At 71.7% G+C, this 22,090-nt stretch carries 20 protein-coding genes; 4 read left to right on the top strand and 16 right to left on the bottom strand.

Features of this window, described 5'->3' with window-relative positions:
• Positions 1-38 precede the first annotated feature (38 nt).
• From lepB (ACF07V_RS23745) to ACF07V_RS23705, 9 genes are all read right to left on the bottom strand, one after another.
• The gene (lepB, locus tag ACF07V_RS23745) at positions 39-977 is read right to left on the bottom strand and encodes a signal peptidase I (protein ID WP_392157065.1); all 939 of its coding nucleotides are present in this window, start codon (positions 975-977) and stop codon (positions 39-41) included.
• Positions 946-1,926: a signal peptidase I gene (gene lepB / locus ACF07V_RS23740; protein WP_392156902.1), complete on the bottom strand. Its 981-nt coding sequence runs from the start codon at positions 1,924-1,926 to the stop codon at positions 946-948. Before lepB (ACF07V_RS23740) ends, lepB (ACF07V_RS23745) begins: the two co-directional genes overlap by 32 nt.
• On the bottom strand, positions 1,919-2,731 hold the full coding sequence (gene lepB, locus ACF07V_RS23735; protein WP_392156900.1) for a signal peptidase I: 813 nt from the start codon (positions 2,729-2,731) through the stop codon (positions 1,919-1,921). Before lepB (ACF07V_RS23735) ends, lepB (ACF07V_RS23740) begins: the two co-directional genes overlap by 8 nt.
• Before the next feature lie 69 nt (positions 2,732-2,800).
• Positions 2,801-3,151 (bottom strand): 50S ribosomal protein L19, encoded by a 351-nt coding sequence (gene rplS, locus ACF07V_RS23730; RefSeq protein WP_015036473.1) that lies wholly within the window; start codon positions 3,149-3,151, stop codon positions 2,801-2,803.
• Between the two features lie 127 nt (positions 3,152-3,278).
• Positions 3,279-4,100 (bottom strand): tRNA (guanosine(37)-N1)-methyltransferase TrmD, encoded by an 822-nt coding sequence (gene trmD / locus ACF07V_RS23725; protein WP_041131460.1) that lies wholly within the window; start codon positions 4,098-4,100, stop codon positions 3,279-3,281.
• Entirely contained in the window at positions 4,097-4,675 is a 579-nt protein-coding gene (rimM, locus tag ACF07V_RS23720) for a ribosome maturation factor RimM (protein ID WP_392156897.1), read from the bottom strand. Before rimM ends, trmD begins: the two co-directional genes overlap by 4 nt.
• A gap of 112 nt (positions 4,676-4,787) precedes the next feature.
• The gene (locus tag ACF07V_RS23715) at positions 4,788-5,027 is read right to left on the bottom strand and encodes an RNA-binding protein (protein ID WP_020868149.1); all 240 of its coding nucleotides are present in this window, start codon (positions 5,025-5,027) and stop codon (positions 4,788-4,790) included.
• Positions 5,028-5,029: 2 nt separating this feature from the next.
• On the bottom strand, positions 5,030-5,473 hold the full coding sequence (rpsP, locus tag ACF07V_RS23710) for a 30S ribosomal protein S16 (protein ID WP_015036470.1): 444 nt from the start codon (positions 5,471-5,473) through the stop codon (positions 5,030-5,032).
• Positions 5,474-5,627: 154 nt separating this feature from the next.
• Positions 5,628-6,221: a hypothetical protein gene (locus ACF07V_RS23705; protein WP_030690647.1), complete on the bottom strand. Its 594-nt coding sequence runs from the start codon at positions 6,219-6,221 to the stop codon at positions 5,628-5,630.
• Between the two features lie 375 nt (positions 6,222-6,596).
• On the opposite strand from ACF07V_RS23705, the gene ACF07V_RS23700 reads away from it, so the two are divergent.
• Positions 6,597-7,322, top strand: coding sequence for a methyltransferase domain-containing protein (locus ACF07V_RS23700; protein WP_392156894.1), 726 nt, complete (start codon positions 6,597-6,599; stop codon positions 7,320-7,322).
• 139 nt (positions 7,323-7,461) lie between these two features.
• Here ACF07V_RS23700 and ftsH read toward each other — a convergent pair whose 3' ends face one another.
• The 6 genes from ftsH to ACF07V_RS23670 all read right to left on the bottom strand — a co-directional run bounded on the left by ftsH (position 7,462) and on the right by ACF07V_RS23670 (position 17,144).
• Positions 7,462-9,381: an ATP-dependent zinc metalloprotease FtsH gene (ftsH, locus tag ACF07V_RS23695; protein WP_392156892.1), complete on the bottom strand. Its 1,920-nt coding sequence runs from the start codon at positions 9,379-9,381 to the stop codon at positions 7,462-7,464.
• 141 nt (positions 9,382-9,522) lie between these two features.
• Positions 9,523-11,076, bottom strand: a complete 1,554-nt coding sequence (gene ffh, locus ACF07V_RS23690; RefSeq protein WP_392156890.1) for a signal recognition particle protein — start codon at positions 11,074-11,076, stop codon at positions 9,523-9,525.
• 98 nt (positions 11,077-11,174) lie between these two features.
• Positions 11,175-13,625, bottom strand: a complete 2,451-nt coding sequence (locus ACF07V_RS23685; RefSeq protein WP_392156888.1) for a [protein-PII] uridylyltransferase — start codon at positions 13,623-13,625, stop codon at positions 11,175-11,177.
• A gap of 20 nt (positions 13,626-13,645) precedes the next feature.
• Entirely contained in the window at positions 13,646-13,984 is a 339-nt protein-coding gene (locus ACF07V_RS23680) for a P-II family nitrogen regulator (RefSeq protein WP_015036464.1), read from the bottom strand.
• On the bottom strand, positions 13,981-15,327 hold the full coding sequence (locus ACF07V_RS23675; protein ID WP_392156886.1) for an ammonium transporter: 1,347 nt from the start codon (positions 15,325-15,327) through the stop codon (positions 13,981-13,983). Before ACF07V_RS23675 ends, ACF07V_RS23680 begins: the two co-directional genes overlap by 4 nt.
• 341 nt (positions 15,328-15,668) lie before the next feature.
• Complete coding sequence (locus ACF07V_RS23670) at positions 15,669-17,144, bottom strand: hypothetical protein (RefSeq protein ID WP_392156884.1); 1,476 nt, start codon at positions 17,142-17,144, stop codon at positions 15,669-15,671.
• Positions 17,145-17,569: 425 nt separating this feature from the next.
• Between ACF07V_RS23670 and ACF07V_RS23665 the strand changes: the two genes are divergently transcribed.
• Complete coding sequence (locus ACF07V_RS23665; protein ID WP_392156883.1) at positions 17,570-18,223, top strand: bifunctional DNA primase/polymerase; 654 nt, start codon at positions 17,570-17,572, stop codon at positions 18,221-18,223.
• 60 nt (positions 18,224-18,283) lie between these two features.
• Here ACF07V_RS23665 and ftsY read toward each other — a convergent pair whose 3' ends face one another.
• A complete protein-coding gene (ftsY, locus tag ACF07V_RS23660; protein WP_392156881.1) occupies positions 18,284-19,510 on the bottom strand; it encodes a signal recognition particle-docking protein FtsY in 1,227 nt (408 codons plus the stop codon).
• A gap of 87 nt (positions 19,511-19,597) precedes the next feature.
• Here ftsY and ACF07V_RS23655 point away from each other — a divergent pair, with 87 nt between their 5' ends.
• Positions 19,598-21,055, top strand: a complete 1,458-nt coding sequence (locus ACF07V_RS23655) for a cytosine permease (RefSeq protein WP_392156880.1) — start codon at positions 19,598-19,600, stop codon at positions 21,053-21,055.
• A 53-nt stretch (positions 21,056-21,108) separates the two neighbouring features.
• Positions 21,109-22,080 carry an LLM class flavin-dependent oxidoreductase gene (locus ACF07V_RS23650; protein ID WP_392156879.1) on the top strand — a complete coding sequence of 324 codons (972 nt, stop codon included), beginning with the start codon at positions 21,109-21,111 and terminating at the stop codon, positions 22,078-22,080.
• Positions 22,081-22,090: the final 10 nt, after the last annotated feature.

The raw sequence follows: 22,090 nt of genomic DNA, 5'->3' as shown, positions 1-22,090 counted from the left end.
CTGTCGACGGTCCGGGACGGCACCCTACCCGCGGGTCGCTACTCGGCGGTATGCCGTGCGGCCTGCTTCTTCCGGCGCCACAGCACGAGCGGGAGCGCCCCCGCGAGACCGGCCGCCCCGAGGGGGGCCGCGCCGAGTGCCTTGTTGAGGGCCGGCTGGTCGAAGACGTCGGGCACGGGGAGCGTGGCCCAGCGGGTGACCGGCCAGGCGATCACGACGGCGCGGCCCACGACCTCGTCGTTGGAGACGGTGCCGCCGCCCGGGAGCTGCTGGTGGAAGCGGGAGTCCAGGGAGTTCTGCCGGTTGTCGCCCATGACCCAGATCCGGCCCTCGGGGACCTTGATCGGGCCGAAGGAGTCCTGGCAGGGCACCGCGCCGGGGGCGAGGTACGCGCTCTCGTCGAGCGCCACGCCGTTGAGGACGACCTTGCCGCCCTCCTTGCAGGAGACGGTGTCGCCGCCGACCGCGATGACGCGCTTGATGAGGTCCTTCTCCTCTGCGGACGGCATGAGGCCGATGAAGCTGAGGAACTTCTGCACGACGTTCGGCTTGGGGGCCTCCTGGCCCTCCAGCCAGCCGCCCGGGTCGTGGAAGACGACGACCTCGCCGCGCTCGGGCTCCGAGCCGAACCAGGGGGTCAGCTTGTCGACGAGGACGCGGTCACCCTTCTGGAGGGTGTTCATCATCGATTCCGAGGGGATCGAGAACGCCTGCACCAGGAAGGTCTTGATCAGCAGGGCGAGCACCAGCGCGATGCCGACGAGGAGGGGCAGTTCCTTCCAGAAGGAACGCTGCTTCTTCGGGCCCTTGCCGGACCCGCCCGCCGCTTCGTCGTCGCCGTCGCCCGGCGTACCGCCGCCAGGCGGCTGCGCCTGCTCGTCACCCGTCACGTCGCCGCCACCCGTCGTGTCATCGCCGAAGGCCCCGTCGGCCCTCTTCTCGGGCTCATCGTGTCCGGATCGTGCGCCGACGGCCAAATCCCCCACATCCACTCCTCAGTCCGTGCGAACGCCCGCCCCGGGTCAGGGACAGGCCCACCACTCCCATAACGAGCAGAAGTTCCGCAGGGGTCGGGAGCCCGGGCAATCCGTTCAGATTCCGCTGGGACACACTATGCGACAGATCGGATGCGGTCCCGGAACTCGCACGTGCGTCCGGTACGGCGGAGAAGGTCTCCCGCTCCTCCAGGCCGCGCCAGTGCCCGAAGGGCCAGGCGATCACCACGGCGCGCCCGACGACCTGCTCCTCGGAGACGGTGCCGTGGCCCTCCTCGTCGAGGTGGAAGCGGGAGTCGGCCGAGTCGGAGCGGTGGTCGCCGAGGACGAAGATGCGGCCCTGCGGGACCTTCACCTCGAAGGGGATCTTGGACGGCGGGTTCCCGGGATGCAGGTACGGCTCGTCCAGCGGGACGCCGTTGACGCTGATCCGCCCGTCCGTGCCGCAGCAGCGGACGGTGTCGCCGCCGACGGCGATCACCCGCTTGATGAGGTCCCGGTCGTCGGCCGAGGGCAGCAGCCCGATGAAGGTCAGGGCCTGCTTGGCCTGCTTGATGCCGATCGGGTCGTCGGCGGGCGGCTCGGCCTCCTGCTGGAGCCAGCTGCCGGGGTCCTTGAAGACGACGACGTCGCCGCGCTGCGGGTGGGAGCCGAACCAGGGCGTGAGCTTGTCGACGAGGACCCGGTCGTCGATGCGGATCGTCTGCTCCATGGACCCGGAGGGGATGACGAAGGCCTGGACGAGGAAGGTCTTGAGGACGAGCGCGATCAACACGGCCACGGTGATCAGGACCGGGATCTCCCTGATCGCGGAGCGCTGCCGGCGCCGCTTGACCTTGCGGGCCAGCTTGCGGCGCTCGGCCCGTCCGGGCAGCGCGGCGGGGCCCTGTTCGGTCCCGGCGGAGGAGCGACCGCGGCCCCGGCTACCCATGGGGTCCCACCCCGTGCCCGCCGGCCGGCGCGGCCGGTACGGCGCCGAAGGCGTCGGTGCCGGGCACGGTGGACCAGCGGCCGAAGGGCCAGGCGATCCAGTCGGCGCGGCCGACGACCTTGTCGACGGGGACCATGCCGCCGCCGGGGTTGCCCAGGTGGTCCCGGGAGTCGCTGGACTGGCTGCGGTGGTCGCCCATGACCCAGAGCCGGTCCTGCGGGACGACGATGTCGAAGGGCACGCTGGAGGGCCGGTCGCCGAACATCACGTACCGCTCCTCGACGGGGACGCCGTTGACGGTGAGCCGGCCGTCCTTGTCGCAGCAGACGACCCGGTCGCCGCCGACGCCGACGACCCGCTTCACGAAGTCGGTCTCGTCGGGTTCGGCGAGCCCGAGGGCGGCCGCCCCGTCGTGCAGGAGCCCGGTGACAGGATTGCCCCGCGGCTGTTCCCGTACGAAGGAACCGGTGCCGTCGAAGACGACGACGTCACCGCGGGCGGGCTCGCTGCCGAAACGGTACGCCAGCTTGTTCACGAGGATCCGGTCGCCGACCTGGAGCGTCGGCTCCATGGAGCCGCTGGGGATCAGGAACGGCTGGATCACGAAGTGACTCAGGAGCAGCAGGAAGGCCACGCAGGCGCCGCCCACGAGGGCGGTGCGCCGCCAGGAGGGGGCGCGCCCGGAATCGTCGGAGGCGCCGCCGGAGTCGCCGGGAACGCGCGCGGAGCGCGACCCTTCCTCCGTACCGGACGAATCCGTGTCGGAAGAGGGGTCGCGCTCCGTGTGCTGTGCTTCGGTGTCCATCGCTGGCAGAGCCTATCCGGCCTGTCTGTGCGAGGAGTCGGAAGCGGTGAGCGTGCCGGGAGCCGAGGCTCAGCGGTCGCGCTTCTCCTTGATCTTGGCAGCCTTGCCGCGCAGCTCACGCAGGTAGTAGAGCTTGGCGCGACGGACGTCACCGCGGGTCACGAGCTCGATCTTCTCGAAGATCGGGCTGTTCACCGGGAAGGTGCGCTCGACGCCGACGGAGAACGAGACCTTGCGGACCGTGAAGGTCTCGCTGACGCCCGAACCCTGGCGGCGGATGACGACGCCCTTGAACTGCTGGATACGGGAGCGGTTGCCCTCGATGACGCGGACGTGCACGTTGACGGTGTCGCCCGGACGGAAGGCGGGGAGGTCGGAGCGGAGCGAACCCGCGTTGACCTGGTCGAGCAGGGAGGCCATGGAGGTCTCTTTCCTCGCTGATGCCACAGGTCATCAGCGGTACGTTCGAATGATTCGGAGCGTCGTCCGTTACTGGCGGCGTCGTTCCCCCTGTGGCAGGGGCGCGCGCCGGACGGACGACAGCGGCCTATTCTTCCACGCCCTCGACCCTGCGCCAAAATCGGCCGCCGGGCTCGGGCGCCCACCCCAGCATGGAGAGGATCTCGCGGTCCTTCTTGTCGAAGGCGGACGGATCGCAGCGCTCGATGAGGTCGGGCCGGTTGGCGACCGTACGGCGGAAGGCCTCGTCGCGCCGCCAGCGGGCGATCTTTCCGTGGTGCCCGCTGAGGAGGACGTCGGGGATGCCCCGGCCGCGCCACTCGGGGGGCTTGGTGTAGACGGGGCCTTCCAGGAGGTTGGCCATGGCGCCGGGGGCGAAGGAGTCGTCCCGGTGGGACTCGGCGTTGCCGAGGACACCGGGCAGCAGGCGGGCGACGGCCTCGGTGACGACGAGGACGGCCGCTTCGCCGCCGGCGAGGACGTAGTCGCCGATGGAGACCTCGTAGACCGGCATCCGGGTCGCGTACTCGTCCATGACCCGCCGGTCGATGCCCTCGTAGCGGGCGGGCGTGAAGATCAGCCAGGGCCGCTCGGAGAGCTCGACGGCGAGCTCCTGGGTGAAGGGGCGGCCGCTGGGGGTCGGGACGACGAGGACCGGGCCGTGCGCGCCGGCCTCGTAGCCGTCGGCGAGCGTCTGGTCGAGCGCGTCGCCCCAGGGCTCGGTCTTCATGACCATGCCGGGGCCGCCGCCGTAGGGGGTGTCGTCGACCGTGTTGTGCCGGTCGTACGTCCAGTCGCGCAGGTGGTGGACGTGGACGTCCAGCTGTCCGCGCGCGCGTGCCTTGCCGACGAGCGAGACGTTCAGCGGTTCGAGGTACTCGGGGAAGATCGTGACGACGTCGAGCCTCATGCCGACTCCTCGCCGGACTCGTCGCCGGAAGCCTCGCCGTCGTCCCGGGAGGAGACGATCTCGGCGCGGTCGTCGATCAGGCCGGGCGGCGGGTCGATCACGGCCCGCTGCTCCTCCAGGTCGATCTCGGTGACGATCGACTCGACGAAGGGGATCATCAGCTCGGTGCCGTCGGGGCGCTCGACGATGAAGAGGTCCTGGGACGGCAGGTGGGAGATCTCGGTGATCCGGCCGATCTCGGTGCCGTCGGCGAGGACGACGTCCAGGTCGATCAGCTGGTGGTCGTAGTACTCGTCCTCCTCCTCGGGCAGCTCCGTGGGGTCGACCTCGGCGATGAGGAGGATGTTGCGCAGGGCCTCGGCGGCGGTGCGGTCGCGGACGCCCTCGAAGCGCAGCAACAGCCGGCCGCTGTGGACGCGGCCGCTCTCGATGGTCAGCGGCCCGGCGGAGGCCGGGTCGGTGCGCAGTACGGCACCGGGGCCGAGCCTGAGCTCGGGCTCGTCCGTCCGCACCTCGACGGTGACCTCGCCCTTGATGCCGTGGGCGCGGCCGACCCGCGCGACTACCAACTGCACTGCTCCACACTCTCCTGTCACACAGCTCGTACGTACGACAACGGGCCGGGGTGGGCTCTTCAGCCCTCCCCGGCCCGTGCCGGCACAACTTAAGGTGATGCTGCCGACCTGCTCAGCGGACCTGGTCCACGTCGACGAGGTCGACGCGGATCCCCCGGCCGCCGATGGCGCCCACGACGGTGCGCAGCGCACGCGCGGTGCGGCCGTTGCGGCCGATCACCTTGCCGAGGTCGTCGGGGTGGACCCGGACCTCCAGCACGCGGCCCCGGCGCAGGTTGCGCGAGGCGACCTGCACCTCGTCGGGGTTGTCGACGATGCCCTTCACGAGGTGCTCGAGAGCCTCCTCGAGCATGATCAGGCCTCGGTCGACTCGGTGGACGCGGCCTCGGCCTCGTCCGCCTTCTTGTCGGCCTTCTTGGCCTTCGGGGTGATGGCCTCACCCTTGTCGTCGCCGCCCTCGAGGGTCTTCGCGAACTCGTCGAACGAGGCGCGCTTCGCCTCCTTCGTGGCGGGGACGAGCAGAGCCTTCTCGGGGGCCGGCAGACCCTTGTGCTTCTGCCAGTCGCCGGTGAGCTTCAGGATGGCGAGAACCGGCTCGGTCGGCTGGGCGCCGACGGACAGCCAGTACTGCGCACGCTCGGAGTCGACCTCGATACGCGACGGGTTGTACGTCGGGTGGTAGAGGCCGATCTCCTCGATCGCGCGACCGTCACGACGGGTGCGCGAGTCGGCGACGACGATGCGGTAGTGCGGCTGGCGGATCTTGCCGAGGCGCTTGAGCTTGATCTTGACTGCCACTGGAGTGGTGTCTCCTGGTCTTGACATGGTTGGGCACTTGAGATGCCACGTGGGGTTGCGGTACTCGGATGCCCGATGGACGCGTCAGCCGGAGGAGAGAGGGGTCCTGTGCGACTGTCGAGTACAGCTAGCCATTGTGCCACACCCCGCCGACTCAGTTGGCGGCGCCCACTGTCTCGGGGATGCGGAAGGGCTTGCCGCAGCCGCCGCAGACGATCGGGGCCTGGGCGAGCACGGACGGCACCACGCGCACGTTCCGTCCGCAGTCGCAGACGGCCTTGACGCGCACGCCGCCGCCCGAGGAGCCGTGCCGGGCGGCCGGTCCGCGGAAGGAGCGCTTGGTGTCGGCGGCCGTGGCGACCGTGTGCGCCTTGAGGGCGCGCTGGAGCCGCTCGATGGTGGGCCGGTACCGGCGCCTGGCCTCGGGGTTGAGCGTGACCAGGGAGAAGCCGCTGCTGGCGTGCGGCTCCTCGGGATGGTCGAGGCCCATCTCCTCGGCGATCGCGAGGAATCTGCGGTTGTGGTAGCGGCCGGCGCGGGAGGTGTCGCGGACACCTCGGGCGGCGGCGATGCCGTGGACTGCCTCGTGGAGCAGTCGCTCGAAGGAGAGCTCGGCGCCACAGGCGGACGAGGACTCTCCGATCAGGGACTCGGGCGCGGCAAGATCGGGCAGCTCGGGGTGGTGCCGCTGAATGTCGGCCCACGCCTGTGCCAGCTCTGCGGCGAGAACAGGGGGTGTCGTGCTCACGTCGCGTACAACGAGCCGAAGTGCCCCCGGGTTCCATTCCGGGGCATCCCAAATATTTTGCACGTACCCGTCAGTTTCCGTTGATGTGTCCCGACGCGGGCCAGAGCCCCGATCTGCGGAGAAGTCACGCAGAGATCGCCAAGCCGGTGCGTAGTAGCGCATACGCCCCGGCGCGTGGCCGCGGTGCGCGCGCCCCCGGGGGGCCGGAGCGGCCCGGGGAACTGTTGCGAGGACATTACCGGGTCCGCGCGCAAGGCGGCGCACCGCCCCTCCCCCGGGTGAATCGGTCCGGCACGAGCACTGGACGCGGCCGGGGAAGCGCAGTTCCCTGACTACGGGGGGCTGTCGTCCGAGCACGGATTGGGGCGCTTTTCCATGACACCTACGCTCGTCCCGCACCACCCCGCGCGTGACTGGGCCGAGATCCAGGAACGCATGCTGGTCCCGCTCTACGAGGCGGTGTACGACCGTCTGGGCGTGGGCACGGGCTCCCGGCTGCTCGGCCTGGGCTGCGGCTCGGGCCTGGCCCTCCTGATGGCCGCGGCGCGGGGCGCGCGGGTGGCCGGCGCGGACCGGGACCACGCGCGCGTGGAGCTGGCCAGGGAGCGGTTGCCGGAGGGCGTCACCGTCACCGAGGAGCCCCCGGAGGACCTCCCGTACGACGTGATCACGGCCTTCCACGCGACGGGCGGGATCCTGCCCGAGCTCCGTGCTCTCACCCGTACGGCCCAACCGGGCACGGCGGTCGTGCTCGCCGGCTGGGGGCCGCCGGAGCGGTGCGCCACGGAGCCGGTGCTGCGGGTCGCCGCCCGGCTCGCGGAGCGTGGGCACGCGCCGGGTCCCGACCTGGACGCGCTGGTGGCCGGGGCGGGGCTGCGGCCGGCCGGCTCGGGCCGGGTGGCCTGCCCCTTCGGGTACGCGGACGAGGCCAGCGCGGTGCGCGGGCTGCTGTCGACGGGCGTCTTCGACGAGGCGGTCCGGGCGACGGAGCCCGCGCAGGTGGAGAAGGAGATCGAGGAGGCGCTCGCCCCGTACGTCCGCCCGGACGGGACGGTGTGGATGCCGAACGTCTTCCGGTACGTGGTCGCCCGGGTGCGGTAATCGCCGGGGAGTGCGTGCCTCCGGGCGCCGTGACCCCACGGGAGCCCGCGCCACCGGGCGCCGCGAACCCCCTCGGACGCCCGTCCCCCGGGCGCCGTGACTCCTCGGGGCCCGTGCCTCCCGGGTGCCGTGAGCCCCCTCAGGACTCCTTCTTCAGGCGCGTGATGCCCGCCGCGCGGTAGGCCGCGGCCTCCTCCAGGGTCTCGTTGGCGAGGAGGGCCTCGGCCAGGGCGTCCAGCTGGTCGCGGTGCTCGCGGAGCTGCCGTACCGCGCTCTCGTAGCACTCGTCGACGATGCGCCGCATCTCCTCGTCGACGGTGTCGAGGGTCGCTGGGGCTGCCGAGAGCCCGTAGGCCTGCTGGGCGTCGCTCGGGATGGCGGTGAGGCGGCCGACGCGCTCGCTCATGCCCCAGCGGCCCGCCATGCCCCGGGCGATGTTGGTGACCTGTTCGAGGTCGCTCTCGGCGCCGGTGGTGATGACGCCGAAGACGACCTGCTCGGCCGCCATCCCGCCGAGGGCGCCGATGATCCGGCCGCGCAGATAGTCCTCGGTGTAGGCGTACTTGTCGGCGTCGGGGGTCGACAGGGTGACGCCGAGGGCCCGGCCGCGCGGCACGATGGTGATCTTGCGGACCGGGTCGGCGCCCGGCTGGAGCATGCCGAGCAGGGCGTGGCCGCTCTCGTGGTACGCGGTCCGGCGCCGCTCCTCCAGGGGCATCACCAGCGGCCGTTCCGCGCCGAGCTGGACCTTCTCCAGGGCGTCGGACAGATCGGACTGGGTGACGGCCCGCTGCTGGCGTTTGACCGCGAGGAGGGCGGCCTCGTTGGCGAGGTTGGCGAGTTCGGCGCCGGTCATGCCGGGGGTGGTCCGGGCCACGTGCTCCAGGTCGACCTCCGGGGCGAGCGGGATCTCCCGGGTGTGGATCTTCAGGATGGCCTCGCGGCCGCCCCGGTCGGGCGGGTTGACGTGGACGATGCGGTCGAAGCGGCCCGGCCGGGTGAGGGCCGGGTCGAGGACGTCGGCGCGGTTGGTGGCGGCGAGGACGATGACCCCCTCGGAGCCCGTGAAGCCGTCCATCTCGGTGAGGATCTGGTTGAGGGTCTGCTCGCGCTCGTCGTGCCCGCCCATCCCGGAGCCGCCGCCGCGCGCCCGGCCGATGGTGTCGATCTCGTCGATGAAGATGATCGCGGGGGCGACCTTGCGGGCCTCGGCGAACAGCTCGCGGACCCGGGAGGCGCCCACGCCCACGATCATCTCGATGAACTCGGAGGCGGAGGCCGAGAAGAACGGCACCCCCGCCTCCCCCGCGACGGCCCGGGCGAGCAGGGTCTTGCCGGTGCCGGGAGGGCCCGCGAGGAGCACGCCGCGGGGCATCTTGGCGCCCATCTCGCGGTAGGCGTGCGGGTTCTTCAGGAAGTCGACGACGTCGTTGAGTTCGCCCTCGACCTCGTCGATGCCGGCGACGTCCTCGAAGGTGGTGCGCTTGCCGCCCTCCAGCTCGACCGGTTTCGGCGGCTGCTTGCGGCCGAGCATGCCACCCGCGCCGCCCATGCCGGCGCTCATCCGGCGGGCGATGAACACCCACAGCACGACGAGCAGCAGCATCGGCGCCAGCGAGATCAGGAGGTTGGCGAGGAAGCTGCGCTCCTGGACGACGGGCTGGGCGGTGACCGTGACGTTCTGCTTGGTCAGCTGCGCCCACAGGTCGTCGTCGGCGAAGGCGGGCCGCTGGGTCTGGAACTTGGTGTAGTCGCCGTCGCCGTCGGGAACGGGCTGCTTGTTCTTCAGCTGGCCCTGGATCGCGTCGCCCTTGGAGTAGATCTTGGTGACGTTCCCGGCGGCGACCTGCTTGTCGAACTCGGTGTACGAGATCGTCGGCCCGTCGCCCTCGTTGAAGAACGACAGCACCACGTTGGCGATCAGGTACACGACGAGCGCGGTGAGGATGAGGCTGCCCCAGCCTCCCGGCATCCTCCTCTTCGGCGACGGGGGCGGCGGGGCCCCTTCCGAGCGCCAGGGCTGATCGGTCCGGTCGCGCGGGGGTACGGGGTTGGCCACGTGGCTCTCCTCGGGGCGGCAGTGGCCCCAGTATCGAAGAACCGGGCAATACCGGCATTACGGGTGGGCTGACCGTACGAAAAGGGGCCCGGAGGCGGTCGCACCGCTCCGGGCCCCTCTCTCATGGACGTCGGCCGGACGTCAGCCCATGAACTTCTTGAACTCGTCCGGGAGCTCGAAGTCCTTCGGGGTCTGCCCCGCCGCGGGGAGACCGAAGGCGCCGCCGGCCTGCGCCTGCTCGCGGCGCTCGGCCGCGGCCTGCTCCTCGGCCTTCCGCTTCATCGGGTTGCCGCTCTTGCGCTTGCCCTTGGCCTGCTTGACCTGCTTCTTCTGCCGGCCGGGGCCGCCGCCCATGCCCGGGATGCCGGGCATCCCCGGCATGCCGCCGCCCTGCGCCATGCGGGACATCATCTTGCGGGCCTCGAAGAACCGCTCGACGAGGCCCTTGACCGCGCTGACCTCGACGCCGGAGCCCTTGGCGATACGGGCACGCCGGGAGCCGTTGATGATGGTCGGGTCCTGGCGTTCGGCCGGGGTCATCGACTTGATGATGGCGGCCGTACGGTCGACATCGCGCTCGTCGATGTTGGCGATCTGCTCCTTCATCTGGCCCATGCCGGGCAGCATCCCGAGCAGCTTCGAGATGGAGCCCATCTTGCGGACCTGCTCCATCTGGGCCAGGAAGTCGTCGAGCGTGAAGCCCTCGCCCTTCTTCGAGGCGAGCTTCGAGGCCATCTTGGCGGCCTCTTCCTCGTCGAAGGTCTGCTGCGCCTTCTCGATGAGGGAGAGCATGTCGCCCATGCCGAGGATGCGGGACGCCATGCGGTCCGGGTGGAACGCGTCGAAGTCGTCCAGCTTCTCGCCGTTGGAGGCGAACATGATCTGCTTGCCGGTGACGTGCGCGATGGAGAGCGCGGCACCACCACGGGCGTCGCCGTCGAGCTTGGAGAGCACGACGCCGTCGAAGCCGACGCCGTCGCGGAAGGCCTCGGCGGTGTTGACCGCGTCCTGACCGATCATGGCGTCGACGACGAAGAGGACCTCGTCGGGGCTGACCGCGTCGCGGATGTCCGCGGCCTGCTGCATCAGCTCCTGGTCGATGCCGAGGCGGCCGGCGGTGTCGACGATGACGACGTCGTACAGCTTGGTCCGCGCGTACTCGATCGAGTCCTTGGCGACCTGGACCGGGTCACCGACGCCGTTGCCCGGCTGCGGGCCGTAGAAGGCCACGCCCGCGCGGTCGGCGACGACGGAGAGCTGGTTGACGGCGTTGGGGCGCTGGAGGTCACAGGCGACGAGCAGCGGCGAGTGGCCCTGGCTCTTGAGCCAGACGCCCAGCTTTCCGGCGAGGGTGGTCTTACCGGCACCCTGGAGACCGGCGAGCATGATCACGGTCGGCGCGGTCTTGGCGAACCGGAGGCGGCGGGTCTCGCCACCGAGGATGGAGATGAGCTCCTCGTTGACGATCTTGATGACCTGCTGCGAGGGGTTCAGCGCCTTGGAGACCTCGGCGCCGAGGGCCCTCTCCTTGACGTTCTTGATGAACGCGCGGACGACCGGCAGGGCGACATCGGCCTCGAGGAGGGCGATACGGATTTCCCGGGCCGCACTGTCGATGTCCTGCTCGGAGAGGCGGCCTTTGCCCCGGAGGGACTTGAAAGTCGCGCTGAGGCGGTCGGAAAGCGTATCGAACACGGTGGTCGCGATCCTCGGGTCGGGGCGGATGGTCGCCACCCAGGGTATCCGGCCCCGGGACACGACCGACCTTGCCGGTCGAATTGGACCGGCGGGACTCAGCGCAGGGCCTCCTCCAGCGTCCGGGCCAGGTCGATCGCCTCCTCGTCCGGGAGGAGGGAGCCGTCCGGGCGGGTCACGTACAGGGTGTCGACGGCGTTGGCACCCAGGGTGGAGACGTGGGCGCTGCGGACCCGTACCGCCGCGCCCTCCAGGGCGCGGCCGATGCGGTGGAGCAGGCCGGGGGCGTCCTGGGCGCGGACCTCGATGACGGTGGCGAGCCGGGAGTCTGCGGCGGCGACGGTCACGCGGGGCGGCGGGGCGGTGAGGCCCCGGCGGCGCGGGTAGGCGGCCTCGCGTTCGGCGAGCCGGGCGGGGATGTCGAGGGAGCCGTCCAGGGCGCGGACGAGGTCGGCGCGGAGCCGGGCGGCCTCGGGCAGGGAGCCGTACTCGGCGGCGACCCGCCAGTCGAGGACGAGGACGGAGCCGGAGCCGAGGCCGCTGGGGAGGTCGACGGCGCGGAGGTCGGCGGCGCGGACGGTCAGCCGGTGGAGGGCGAGGACGCCGGCGACGGCGGGGAGGACTCCTGGCCGGTCGGGCAGGGCGATGAGGAGCTCGACGCCGACGGGCTCGGGCTCCTCCGCGTCGAGGGGCTCCTCGTCGCGGGCGTGGAGGGCGAGGACGGGTTCGCCGGTGCGCAGGGCCTCGATCGCGAGCCGTTCCTGTTCGGCGCTGGGCGCGGCGGCCTCGGGATCGGGCAGGGGTGCGCCCGCGAGGACCCCGGCGACCCGTTTGACCAGGTCGGCGACGAGCGAGGCGCGCCAGGAGGACCAGGCGGCGGGGCCGGTGGCGAGGGCGTCGGCCTCGGTGAGGGCGTGCAGGAGCTCCAGGGTGCCGAGGGTGCCGACGGCGGTGGCGACGGACTGGACGGTGGCGGGGTCGTCGAGGTCGCGCCGGGTGGCGGTCTCGACGAGGAGCAGGTGGTGGCGGACGACGGTGGCGACGACGGCCGTGTCGGTGCGGTCGAAGCCGATGCGGGCGGCGAGGTCGCGGGCGATGGTCTCGCCGGCGACGGAGTGGTCGCCGGGCCAGCCCTTGCCGATGTCGTGGAGGAGTGCGGCGACGAGGAGGAGGTCGGGGCGGCCGACGCGGCGGGTGAGCGAGGAGGCCCGTACGGCGGTCTCGACGAGGTGCCGGTCGACGGTCCAGGTGTGGACGGGGTTGCGCTGGGGCCGGCAGCGGACGCGCTCCCAGTCGGGCAGGAGCCGGCTGATGAGCCCTTCGGCCTCCAGGGCCTCCCAGACGGGGACGGTGGCCTCGCCCGCGCCGAGGAGGGTGACGAGCTCCTCGCGGGCCTCGGCGGGCCAGGGCACCGGCAGCGGCTTGGCGGCGGCCGCGAGGCGGCGCACGGCGTGCAGGGAGATCGGCAGGGCGGACTGGGCGGCCGCGGCGGCGGCCCGCAGGGGCAGGACGGGGTCGCGTTCGGGCCGGGCGCCGCGGGCGAGGACGACCTCGCCGTCCATCTCGACGACGCCCTCGGCGAGCGGGGTGCGTTCGACGGGCGGTTTCGTGCCGCCGTTCCGGCTGAGGAGGGTACGGAGCCGGGCCGGACGGGCGGAGCGGGCCTTGAGGACGCGGTTGACCTCGCGCCAGGTGACGTCGGTGGCGTACGAGATGGTCCGGGCGGCCTCGTACACCTCGCGGAGCAGGGTGTCGGCGTCGAGGAGGCCGAGTTCGGTGGCGACGGCGTCCTGTTCCTGGAGGGCGAGCCGGTCGGTGGCGCGGCCGGTGGCGAGGTGGAGGGCGTCGCGGGCGTCGAGGAGGCGGCGGCGCGCGGTGTCGAGGCCCTCGCGGGGGGCGTCGGCGAGCCAGGAGGCGGCGACGGCGCGCAGCACCTGGGCGTCGCGGAGGCCGCCCCTGGCCTCCTTGAGGTCGGGTTCGAGGAGGTACTGCAGCTCCCCCGCGCGTTCGGCGCGCTCGCGGCAGAGGGCGTCGAGTTCGGGGAGCCGCCGGGGGGCCTGGTTGCGCCAGTCGGCGAGGACGGTGGTGCGCAGGGCGGCGACGAGCCCGGCGTCTCCGGCGAGGGGCCGGGCGTCGAGGAGGCCGAGGTGGACCTTGAGGTCGTCGGCGGCGGTGGCGCGGGCCTCGGCGGGGGTGCGGACGGAGTGGTCGAGGGCGAGGCCGAGGTCCCAGACGGGGTACCAGATCCGGTCGGCGAGGGCGGCGACGGCGGCCTTGTCGGCGGTGCCGTCGTGGAGCAGGAGGAGGTCGAGGTCGCTGCGCGGGGAGAGTTCGGCGCGCCCGTAGCCGCCGACGGCGACGAGGGCGGTCCCGCGGGGCGGTGCGGCGGCGGCGAAGAGGCCGGCCAGCCAGTCGTCGGTGAGCCGGGCCAGGGCGGCACGGCGCGGCGGCCCGGGCCGCTCCTTCTCCTGGAGGAGGAGCAGCCGGGCCGCCGCGTAACCGCCGGGTCCCGAATCTTCGGTCTCTTCGCTGACTTCGAGGCTCGTCACCCGGCGGCTCCTTCGTGTGCTTACAGTGCGTCCGGACCGCGCTCGCCGGTGCGGACCCGTACGGCGGTCTCGACCGGCACGCTCCACACCTTGCCGTCTCCGATCTTGCCGGTTCGGGCGGCCTTCACGACGACGTCGATGAGCTGTTCGGCGTCCTCGTCCTCGACGAGGACCTCGATGCGGATCTTGGGGACGAGGTCGACGGTGTACTCGGCGCCCCGGTAGACCTCGGTGTGGCCGCGCTGGCGGCCGTAGCCGCTGGCCTCGGTGACGGTCAGACCGTGCACGCCGAACGCCTGGAGGGCCTCCTTGATCTCGTCGAGCCGGTGCGGCTTGACGACCGCGGTGATGAGCTTCATGCGTCCACCTTCTTGTTCTCGCTCAGGACGGGCGTGGCCACGGAGGTGCTGCGTCCCGTGCTGCCGCCGCCGGCTCCGCTGAAGTCGTACGCGGTCTCGGCGTGCTCGACCTGGTCGATGCCGGAGACCTCGTCGTCCTCGCTGACCCGCATCCCCATCGTCTTGTCGATGATCAGGGCGAGGACCGCGGAGGCGATCAGAGAGTAGGCGAGGACGGCGAAGACGCCGACGGCCTGCTTGCCGAGCTGATCCAGGCCGCCGCCGTAGAAGAGGCCCTTGGCGTCGGACTGGACGCCGCCGGTGGCGAAGAGGCCGACGAGGAGGGAGCCGAGGACACCGCCGACGAGGTGGACGCCGACGACGTCGAGGGAGTCGTCGTAGCCGAACTTGTACTTGAGGCCGACGGCCATGGCGCAGGCCAGACCGGCGATGGCGCCGATCGCGATGGCGCCGAGCGGGGAGCAGGAGCCGCCGGAGGGGGTGATGGCGACGAGGCCGGCGACCGCGCCGGAGGCGGCGCCGAGGGTGGTGAAGGAGCCGTGGCGGAGCTTCTCGTACGCGAGCCAGGCGAGCATGGCGGCGGCGGTGGCGACCTGGGTGTTGACGAACATCACGGCGCCGACGCCGTCGTCGTTGCCGAGCCAGGAGCCGGCGTTGAAGCCGAACCAGCCGAACCAGAGGAGACCGGCGCCGAGCATGACCAGCGGGAGGCTGTGCGGGCGCATCGGGTCCTTCTTGAAGCCGACCCGCTTGCCGATGACGAGGATGACGCCGAGGGCCGCCGCACCGGCGTTGATGTGGACGGCGGTGCCGCCGGCGAAGTCGATGACGCCCATCTCGAAGAGCCAGCCGCCGGCGCCCCAGACCCAGTGGGCGACGGGGAAGTAGACGATCGTGACCCAGAGGGTGATGAAGAGGGCCCAGGCGGTGAACTTGACGCGGTCGGCGAGGGCGCCGCTGATGAGCGCGGGGGTGATGATCGCGAACATCAGCTGGAAGACGGCGAAGACGTACACCGGGATGGTGTAGCCGTCCCAGAGTTCGGTGATGCCGATGCCGCTGAGGCCGACGTAGTCGGAGGACCAGCCGATGATCGAGCCGGAGTCGGTGCCGAAGGCGAGGCTGAAGCCGAAGAGCACCCAGAGGATCGTGACGATCCCGAGGCTGATGAAGCTCATCATCAGCATGTTGAGGGTGGACTTGACGCGGACCATGCCTCCGTAGAAGAAGGCGAGCGCCGGGGTCATCAGCATGACCAGGGCGGAGCAGATGAGCATGAACCCGGTGTTGGCGGCAGACAGCTCGGGGGCGTCTGCGGCCAGGGTCGTGATGGCTGGTGCCATCGGCGTCTCCTCGTCGTCGAATGCGGCCGTGCGGGGCGGGGCCGGGGAGCGTCCGGCCTTGAGGGGTGGCCGGTTATGGGCCAGAGATTCGCGCAGCGCGGTTTCCGCCGATGCCGCTCGATGTTTCGGCGCAGTGACGAAGGGGTGGGGCGTGTTACGTGACCGTGAACGGCCGTGTCGCTACGGGGCGACGCCCGGGGAAACGAACCGGCCGCGCCGGGCGTCCGTGTGACCTTGCGGCGGGGGAGCCGAGTCGGGCTTTACGGGACGTCCGGCGCGGCCGGGGTCGGTGCGGGCCCCGCAGCGGGGCCGGGGGCCGGGGTCTGGGGCCCCGGCGGGGGTCAGACCGCTTCGGCGGCCTCGGGCAGGAGCTGGGTGAGCCGGTCGGTGAGCTGGACGACCTCGGCGACGTCGCTGTAGTTGCGGGCGGCGTGGTCGACGGTCTTGCGGAGCCGGGTGTTGACCCGCTCGGAGCGGATGCTGCGGGCGACCCCGAGGGCCTTCTCGGCGAGGACCACGGACTGCTCGGGCTCGCGCTTGAGGAGGTGGACGGTGGCCATGCCGATCAGGTTGAGCGCGTAGGACCGCTGGTGGTCGGGGTCCTTCTCGAAGAGCTCGACGGCCCGCTCCATGACGGGCTCGGCCAGCGAGGCGTAGGTCGGGGAGCGGCCGGCGACGTAGGCGAGGTCGCGGTAGGAGTGGGAGTTCTCGCCGTTGAGCTCGGCCTCGGAGAAGAAGCCGATCCAGTCGGGCTCGGGCTCGCCGTCGAGGCCGACGTCGGCGAAGGTGTCCTCGGCCATCCGGACGGCCCGCTTGCACTTGGAGGGCTGCCCCATGTTGGCGTAGGCGCGGGCCTCCATCGCATACAGCATGGCCTGGGTGCGGGCGGTGGCGCAGTCCCGACTGCCGTACTGGGCGAGGTGGATGAGTTCGAGGGCGTCGTCGGGCCGGCCGAGGTGGATCATCTGGCGGCTCATCGAGGACAGGATGTACGAGCCGAGGGGCTTGTCGCCGGCCTCCTTGGCGGCGTGCAGGGCGAGCACGAAGTACTTCTGGGCGGTGGGCTGGAGACCGACGTCGTAGCTCATCCAGCCGGCGAGCTCGGCGAGTTCGGCGGCGCAGGTGAAGAGGCGCTTGGCGGTGGCGACGGGCTGGGACTCCTGCAGGAGGTCGGTGACCTCGTGGAGCTGGCCGACGACGGCCTTGCGGCGCAGTCCGCCGCCGCACTGGGCGTCCCACTTGCGGAACATGGCGGTGGTGGACTCCAGGAGGTCGAGCTCGATCTCGGAGAGCCGGTTGGGGCGGCGGGCGTCGACGATCGGCTCGGGGCGCTCGACCTCGCCGGCCGGGGTGGGGACGAGCCAGCGCTGCATCGGTTCGATGAGGGCGGGTCCCGCGGCGAGCTGGAGGGAGGAGCCGAGGAAGCCCCGGCGGGCGAGCATGAGGTCGCTGCGGGAGAACTCGCTCAGCAGGGCGACGGTCTGCGGCCCCGCCCAGGGGAGGTCGACGCCGGAGACGGAGGGCGACTGGTGGGCGGTGCGCAGCCCGAGGTCCTCGACGGCGACGACGGAGCCGAAGCGCTCGGAGAAGAGCTCGGAGAGGATCCGCGGGATCGGCTCGCGGGGCTGCTCGCCGTCGAGCCAGCGGCGCACGCGGGAGGTGTCCGTGGAGATGTGGTGCGCGCCCATCTGGCGTGCCCTGCGGTTCACCTGGCGTGCCAGTTCGCCCTTCGACCAGCCGCTGCGCACGAACCACGAGCCCAGCTGCTCGTTCGGGCGCTTGCCGGCAGTCGTACCGTCTGCGCCGTTGCCGCTCACTGGAACGCCCCCATCCACCTGATGACCTGTCGTACGAACCCCTATCAGAATGCCGCCTCTCGCGGCACCCGTCCGACGTTCGCACTCCTTCGAACTGGAAACCGGGTTGCCTCCGGCATACCCACGCGTGCAAGCCGTCCCGAGCTTCGAGTACCGAAAGTAATCCTACGATCACCCCTCCACGAGGGCGATTCAAGAAACGCCACCATTCGCCACCCCTTCGAATGAACTCGCCACGCGTGGAACGCGATTCACTTGACATGCGACGAACCGGAGTCGGCGGACGGAAGCGCGGAGAGGCGCGTGTCCCGGCCCGCACCACCCCTCTCACGACCGTGCACCACACTCGGCGACGGAACGTGACGAAGGGTGACGGCGGTGCTCCGGGTCGTAACCACCGGCGCGCTCGACCCGTTGGAGGGGGCATGGGTTTCACGATCGGCGGCATTCGTGAGATGCGGTCCGGCGCACGCCGCCGCGTACGCACCACGGAGTGCACAGCGGTGGCCGAGTACACGGGACTTTGGGGCTGGGACGTCGTCCCCGGCGCGCGGGCCGTCTCCGGCCAGTGCTCCTGCGGCGATCCGGCCTGCGCGGCCCCCGGCGCGCACCCGCTCTCCTTCGCGGCACCGGTCCCCGCGGGCGCCGGCCTCGACGACGCCGTGAAGGCCTGGTCCGAGTACCCGGGCGCGGCGCTGCTCCTCCCGGTCGGCCGCGCCTTCGACGTGATCGAGGTCGCCGAGGCCGCGGGCCGGCGGGCGCTGGTGCGCCTGGAGCGCATGGGGCTTCCCCTCGGCCCGGTCTGCGCGACCCCGACCGGCCGGGCGCGGTTCTTCGTGGCCCCGGGCGCGGCGGCCGAGCTGCCTCAGCTGCTGTACCGGATGGGCTGGGACGACGCCGATCTGGACCTGCACTGTCTGGGCCCCGGCGCCCACATCACCGCTCCCCCGTCGGACCTGGGCGGGCTCGGGCCGGTCCGCTGGCTGCGGCCCCCGACCCTTGACACGGCGGGCGCGCCCCCGCAGGCCCGGCTGCTGCTCGGGACGCTGGCGTACATCTGCCACCGGACGCACTTCTGAGTACGCGGAAGGGCCCCCGCCCGGAGTCGACGGGGGCCCTTCCACATGCCGTACGAGGCGTCAGTCGCCGATCAGGGCGTCGACGAAGGCGCCCGGCTCGAAGGGCGCCAGGTCATCCGGGCCCTCGCCGAGGCCGACCAGCTTGACCGGGACGCCCAGCTCGCGCTGGACGGCGACGACGATGCCGCCCTTGGCGGTGCCGTCGAGCTTGGTCAGCACGATGCCGGTGATGTCGACGACCTCGGCGAAGACGCGGGCCTGGATCAGGCCGTTCTGGCCGGTGGTGGCGTCGAGCACGAGGAGGATCTCGTCGAGCGGGCCGTGCTTCTCGACGACGCGCTTGACCTTGCCGAGCTCGTCCATGAGGCCGGTCTTGGTGTGGAGCCGGCCGGCGGTGTCGATGAGGACGACATCGGCGTTCTCGGCGATGCCCTCCTTGACCGCGTCGAAGGCGATCGACGCCGGGTCGCCGCCCTCCGGTCCGCGCACGGTCCGGGCGCCGACGCGCTCGCCCCAGGTCTGGAGCTGGTCGGCGGCGGCGGCGCGGAAGGTGTCGGCTGCGCCGAGGACGACGGACTTGCCGTCGGCGACCAGGACACGGGCCAGCTTGCCCGTGGTGGTGGTCTTGCCGGTGCCGTTGACGCCGACGACCATGACCACGCCCGGGGTGTCCTCGGGGCTCTCGGTCCTCACCGAGCGGTCGAAGTCGCCGAGGAGGGCGACGAGCTCCTCGCGGAGCAGTCCGCGCAGCTCGTCGGGGGTGCGGGTGCCGAGCACCTTGACGCGCTCGCGCAGCCGGTCGACGAGCTCCTGGGTGGGCGCGACGCCGACGTCGGCCGTGAGGAGGGTCTCCTCGATCTCCTCCCAGGTGTCCTCGTCGAGGTGCTCGCGGGACAGGAGCGTGAGCAGCCCCTTGCCGAGCGAGTTCTGGGAGCGGGCGAGCCGGGCGCGGAGCCGCACGAGGCGGCCGGCGGTGGGCTCGGGCACCTCGATCTCGGGAGCGGCGGGAGCCTCGGGCTCCTCGACGAGCGGCTCCTCGGCGACCGTGGCCTCGGGGGCCTCGGCGGTGGGGAGCTCGACCTCCTCGACGGTGCGGCGTGGTTCTTCCCGCAGCGTCTCCGCCTCGTCGCCGACGTGCGGTTCGGCGGGCGGAGCGGTGATGGTCGGCGTGGTGGACGGCGGCTCGGCCGGCGGCAGCTGCTTCTTCTTGCGGCCGCTGATCACGAGCCCGCTTGTCACGGCGACCGCGACGACCAGAGCGATGACTACAGCAAGGATGAGTTCCATAACTTGTCCAGTATCGGCCACGAGGGGGCCGATGGCGGAGCACGTACAGTGGGTGGTTCCCCCACATCTGTACAACGGAGTACCCCTATGCCCCACGCCTCCGAAGCCGAAGGCGCGACGCACGACGGTGCCATGGAGACCCGCGGTCTCGAGCCCGTCCCCGATGCCGAGCGGACCGGGCGGGTCCGTGAGCTCTTCCCGACCTGGGTGGCGGCCAACATCAGTGTGCTGCTGCTCACGATGGGCGCCGGCCTGATCGTCTTCAACGGCCTGAACTTCTGGCAGGTCCTGACGGTGGCGGTCGTCGCGCCGGTCCTCTCGTACGGGATCGTCGGCCTGATCTCGATCGCGGGGAAGCGCGGCGGGGCGCCGGGCATGGCGCTGTCGCGGGCCGTGTTCGGTCAGCGCGGAAACCTTTTTCCCGGTGCGCTGATCTGGGTGGCCCGCTGGGGCTGGGAGACGATCAACGCGGTCGCGGGGGCTTACGCGGTGCTGACCGTCCTCGACCTGCTCTTCGGCGTGAAGTCGAACACGCTCCTCATCGTGGTGACGCTGCTGCTCTTCGTGACCTGCACGTTCCTGGTGTCGGGCCTCGGCATCAACGCCCTGCGCGTGTGCAGCACGTGGTCGACCTACCTCTTCGGCGCCTTCTCGGTGCTCGTCCTCGCCCATCTGGTGGCGAACACCGACTGGTCGGCGGTCTTCGACAAGCCGGCCGGCTCGACGGCGATGATGGTCGCGGGCATCGGCACGATCGCGGCCGGCGGCATCAGCTGGGTGCCCTCGGGGCCCGACTTCACGCGCTACCTGCCCCGGACGGCCTCCTCGCGGGCGATGGTCGGCTCGACGATCGGCGGCGCCGGGATCGTGGTGCTCCCGATGGTGCTGATGGGCGCGGTGATGGCGGTGTCCACGCCGGACCTGGCCTCGGCGCAGGACCCGGTCTCCTTCATCGGCGAGCTGCTGCCGATGTGGATCTCGGTGCCGTACCTGGTGATCGCCCTGATCGGGATGCTGCTGATCAACTCGATGTCGATGTACTCGGCCGGGTTCACGGCGCAGACCCTGGGCATCAAGGTGCCGCGGGCCGCGGCGGTGAGTGTGAACGCGGTGATCAGCCTGGTCTTCGGCTTCCTCCTGATGGTCGTGGCGACCAGCTTCATCGGCTCGTTCATCTCCTTCCTGACCCTGCTCGCGGTGGCGTTCTCGGCGTGGATCGGTGTCTTCGGCGTGGACATGCTGCGCCGGAGGTCGTACGACGCGGCGGCCCTCATGGACACCACGAGGACGAGCGCCTACTGGTACCGGGGCGGTTTCGCCTGGCAGGCGATGACCGCGTGGGCCGTGGCGCTGGTGGTGGGGCTGCTGTTCACGAAGGTGGACTGGTTCTCGGGTCCGCTCGCCTCGTCCTGGATCGGTGAGAACGGTCTCGGCTGGGCGGCGACGATCGTGGTCGCGGGCGCGCTGTACGCGGTGCTGCCGCGCACTCCCGGGCGCGTTCCCGCGGAGCCGGCGGCCGAGGTCCGCGAGACCGTTTCCATCTGACGCCTCGTCAGCTACTGTCCCCCTTCCGCGCACCTGCGAAGGGGGACTTTCCCATGCCGTTCAGCGTCGTACGGTTCAACCTCGTCGATCCCCGTGCGACCCCGGACTCCCTCTCGGAGCGCTACCGGGCCGCGCTCGCCATGGCCGCGTACGCCGACGAGCACGGCGTCGACACCGTGCAGACCGAGGAGCACCACGGGGTCGAGAACAACTGGCTGCCCTCCCCCTTCGCCTTCGCGGGCGCCGTCTTCGGCGCGACGCGCAGGATCGCGGTCACGGTCTCGGCGATCATCGGCCCGCTGCACGATCCGCTGCGCCTGGCCGAGGACATCGCGGTCCTGGACCTGCTGAGCGGGGGCCGTCTGGTGACGGTGGCCGGGATCGGCTACCGACCGGAGGAGTACGAGGAGCGCGGGGTCGACTGGGGGCGGCGGGGCAAGCTCCAGGACCTGCTCCTGGAGACCCTGCTCACGGCCTGGAAGGGGGAGCCGTTCACGTATCAGGGCCGTACGGTACGGGTCACCCCGCGGCCGTTCACCCGGCCGCATCCGCTGCTCCTGGTCGGGGGGTCCTCGCGGGCCGCGGCGCGGCGGGCGGCCCGGCTCGGGCTGCCGTTCTTCCCGAGCGCGCACCTTCCGGAACTGGAGACGTACTACCGGGAGCGGTGCGCGGAGTACGGCACGGAGGGCTGGACGATGATGCCGGCGGAGGAGACCCCGCTGCTGCATCTGTCGGAGGACCCGGACCGGACGTGGGCGGAGCACGGGGAGCACTTCCTGCACGAGGCGCGGACGTACGCCTCCTGGCAGTCGAAGGACATCCGCTCGGCGGTGCGGTCGGCGGCGACGACGGTGGCGGAGCTGCGGGCGGAGGGGGTGTACCGGGTGGTCACTCCGGAGGAGTGCCTGGCGCTCGGGCTGGAGAGCCTCGTCCTGCATCCGCTGTGCGGCGGGATGCCGGTCGAGGAGGGGTGGCGGAGCCTGCGGCTGTTCTGCGACGACGTGCTGCCGCGGCTGGGAGCGTGAGACGAGGCGC

The sequence above is a fragment of the Streptomyces sp. NPDC015661 genome (assembly GCF_043077765.1).
Taxonomy (GTDB): domain Bacteria; phylum Actinomycetota; class Actinomycetes; order Streptomycetales; family Streptomycetaceae; genus Streptomyces.
This window is presented reverse-complemented; position numbering and strand designations above follow the sequence as displayed.